General features: G+C 58.6%; 4 protein-coding genes and 1 pseudogene. 4 read left to right on the top strand and 1 reads right to left on the bottom strand.

Going from position 1 to position 2,946, the window contains the following annotated elements:
• The 4 genes and pseudogenes from D8V06_RS18430 to D8V06_RS18415 all read left to right on the top strand — a co-directional run.
• Nucleotides 1–119 (top strand): annotated as a pseudogene (locus D8V06_RS18430) (branched chain amino acid aminotransferase); the annotation flags it as partial.
• A gap of 338 nt (nucleotides 120–457) precedes the next feature.
• Nucleotides 458–1,201 carry an SDR family oxidoreductase gene (locus D8V06_RS18425; RefSeq protein WP_130931487.1) on the top strand — a complete coding sequence of 248 codons (744 nt, stop codon included), beginning with the start codon at nucleotides 458–460 and terminating at the stop codon, nucleotides 1,199–1,201.
• Nucleotides 1,202–1,421: 220 nt separating this feature from the next.
• On the top strand, nucleotides 1,422–2,483 hold the full coding sequence (locus D8V06_RS18420; protein ID WP_130931486.1) for a M4 family metallopeptidase: 1,062 nt from the start codon (nucleotides 1,422–1,424) through the stop codon (nucleotides 2,481–2,483).
• On the top strand, nucleotides 2,480–2,803 hold the full coding sequence (locus tag D8V06_RS18415) for a protealysin inhibitor emfourin (RefSeq protein WP_130931485.1): 324 nt from the start codon (nucleotides 2,480–2,482) through the stop codon (nucleotides 2,801–2,803). Before D8V06_RS18420 ends, D8V06_RS18415 begins: the two co-directional genes overlap by 4 nt.
• 14 nt (nucleotides 2,804–2,817) lie before the next feature.
• On the opposite strand, the gene D8V06_RS18410 is transcribed toward D8V06_RS18415, so the two are convergent.
• On the bottom strand, nucleotides 2,818–2,946 hold a 129-nt coding region (locus tag D8V06_RS18410), incomplete at its 5' end, for an FKBP-type peptidyl-prolyl cis-trans isomerase (RefSeq protein ID WP_177434449.1).

The raw sequence follows: 2,946 nt of genomic DNA, 5'->3' as shown, positions 1-2,946 counted from the left end.
TGCACGTGTTCCACAGCGAAACCGAAGTCGGCCCGATCACCCAGAAGCTCTACAAAGAGCTGACTGGCGTGCAGACCGGCGACATCGAAGCGCCAGCGGGCTGGATCGTCAAGGTTTGACCTGACCTCTACCCGCCATGAAAAATCGCCGCCTTCGGTACTCGGAGGCGGCGATTTTTTTTGCCTGCCCGACAGATACCTGTGGGAGCGAGCCTGCTCGCGATGGCGACCTCAAATTCAACATCCCCAATGACTGACACGCCGCTATCGCCAGCACGTTTGCTCCTACATGGATTTATGCAGTCATATCGACCATCACGCAGTCAGAAAGACACCAAGCCGATCAAGTCACATTAACTACAACATCCCTCAAAGCCCCGAGAATCAAGGCCCGGCACATTGGCCTGCTTTTTGGAACGTGAACTGCGAAAGCTCATTGACCAAAAAGGAACGCATTTATGAACACTGCTTTTAAGGATCATCTGGCTGTCGTCACCGGTGCCAGTTCCGGAATCGGCCTGGCTGTCACCGAACGTCTGTTGGCTCAGGGTGCCCGTGTGCTGGCAATGTCGCGTCAGATTGGCGGCCTCGGTGAATTGGCTGAACGTTTCCCGACGCAGCTGTCATGGGTGGCGGGTGACGTGACCCAACCCGCCGACCTGGCGCGGCTGGCAAAGCAGGCGGCAACCCTGGGGCCGGTGAGCTATCTGGTGCCGAACGCCGGCATTGCGGAGCTGGCCGATGGCCTGGATCTGGCAGCGTTCGACCGGCAATGGGCGGTGAACGGTGCCGGGGCATTGAACACCCTGGCGTGCTTGCGCAGTCAACTGGCGGCATCCTCCTCGGTGGTATTCATTGGTACTTTCCTGGCACAAGTGACCTTTCCCGGCCTCGCCGCCTACATCGCCTCAAAAGCCGCGCTGATTCACCATGCCCGCACGCTGGCGGTCGAATTGGCGCCTCACGGCATTCGCATCAACACGGTGTCCCCCGGCCCGACTGCGACACCGATCTGGTCAACGCTGGGCTTGAAGGATGAGCAATTGAGCGCTGTCGCCAGCACGGTCAATCAACGCTTGCTCGACGGCCGTTTCCTCGAGCCAGGCGCTGTTGCCGACGTGATTCTATTCCAGCTCGGCAACGGCGCCCGTAACGTCATCGGTCAGGACTGGGTGGTCGATAGCGGTTACACCATTCAATAAAATATCCATAAATATCAATATCTAATGATACAAACGTGATGTCTGCTCGAGATACTTTTCGAGCGTCATCAGACATCACGTTCTCAATCTACAGGGTGAGCGTGCTGATCATTTGTACTGATTGCCAAGCACTTCACACTCGTCAAAAACCGGCACGGAACCGAACGCGAGGTGTCTGGATCTCATCAGTATCGACATCTATCACGCCAGGGATGCACTGATGACCGACTCACAAACACCGCGCAGTTTTATCCCGCCCTACATTCTCAACCGTATCATCGCCCACGGTTCAGAGCCGCAACGCACGGCGGCAATGATCACCCTGCATCATGTGCAAAGCCTGCTGCACAATCCCGGTCCCCCTGTGCGGCCGCCGGAGCGGGCAATTCTGCCGCAACTCGGGAAACCGGGCGTGGTCCAGCGCAGCCTGCACGACGCGCAAAACAAAATGCTCCTGCCGGGAATGCCAGTGCGCCTGGAAGGCCAGCCGGCCACGGGTGATGCAGCCGTCGATGAAGCTTACGATGCATTGGGTGCCAGCTATGATTTTTTCTGGAAGGTGCTCGGTCGCGATTCGATCGACAACCAAGGATTCGCACTGGTCGGCAGCGTGCATTACGGCCTGGGCTACGAAAACGCCTTCTGGAATGGTGCTCAAATGGTCTTCGGTGACGGCGATGGGGAAATTTTCCAGCGCTTCACCCGCTCGCTGGACGTGGTCGCCCATGAATTGGCCCATGGCGTGACTGAAAGCACGGCCGGGCTGATCTATGCCAATCAGTCCGGGGCCTTGAACGAGTCACTGTCGGACGTTTTTGGCATCCTTACCAAGCAATACGTTCTCGGACATACCGTCGAGCAGGCAGATTGGCTGATCGGCGCGGATTTGCTCACGGCAAAAATCAACGGCTGGGGCTTGCGCTCGATGTCCCATCCAGGCACAGCCTATGACGACCCATTGCTGGGCAAGGACCCGCAACCGGATCACATGCGCAAATTTGTCATCACTCAAGAGGACAATGGCGGCGTGCACATCAATTCGGGCATTCCCAATCGCGCGTTTTATCTCGCGGCCAGGGCACTCGGCGGGTTCGCCTGGAAGAAAGCCGGAGTAATCTGGTACGACGCGCTGTGCGACAAACGCCTGAGTCCGGACGCCAGTTTCGATGCTTTCGCTCGACTGACCATCGACCATGCCGGCCAGCGCTTCGGTGCACAGGAGGTCGACGCTGTGCGCCAGGGCTGGTCTCAAACGGGTATCGACATCACGGAGGTCAAATGAAAACCCTGCCTGCATTAGGCGACGACGCCCGGGTCCGCCTTTCCCGCCAAGGCGGCTTTGCGCCGATTCACGCCCTGAGCCGACCTCGGGAGATCGAGTTTGCGCAATGCGACATCAGCCAGCGCACTCGCATCTGCTCGGTACTGGAGGGATGCCTGACCCTCGACACCTCGGAATCCGGGCGTAGCGACCAGCGTTTCTATCAGGTCGAGGTGAGCTACCGGCAGGGCGAACAGGAAGACCACATGGTGCTCAAAGTGCCGGAAGACCAGGCACCGGGGGATCTGGTGCACCTTTGGGATACAGGCAAGCTGCTGTAGATCTCCCCCGCCACTCAATCCTCCCGCGTCAGCACTTCCAGCAATTCGATCTCGAAGATCAGGTTCGAATGCGGCGGAATCTTGCCCATCGTGCGTTCGCCATAAGCCAGGTGCGCCGGGACCAGCAACTTGCGCTTGCCGCC

This window comes from Pseudomonas sp. Sample_24, from assembly GCF_004307605.1.
Lineage (GTDB): Bacteria > Pseudomonadota > Gammaproteobacteria > Pseudomonadales > Pseudomonadaceae > Aquipseudomonas.
This window is presented reverse-complemented; position numbering and strand designations above follow the sequence as displayed.

What these genes read in the sequence shown, in the direction of transcription:
- D8V06_RS18425 (WP_130931487.1), top strand. Translation starts at nt 458, where the DNA reads ATGAACACTGCTTTTAAGGATCATCTGGCTGTCGTCACCGGTGCCAGT.
- D8V06_RS18420 (WP_130931486.1), top strand. Translation starts at nt 1,422, where the DNA reads ATGACCGACTCACAAACACCGCGCAGTTTTATCCCGCCCTACATTCTC.
- D8V06_RS18415 (WP_130931485.1), top strand. Translation starts at nt 2,480, where the DNA reads ATGAAAACCCTGCCTGCATTAGGCGACGACGCCCGGGTCCGCCTTTCC.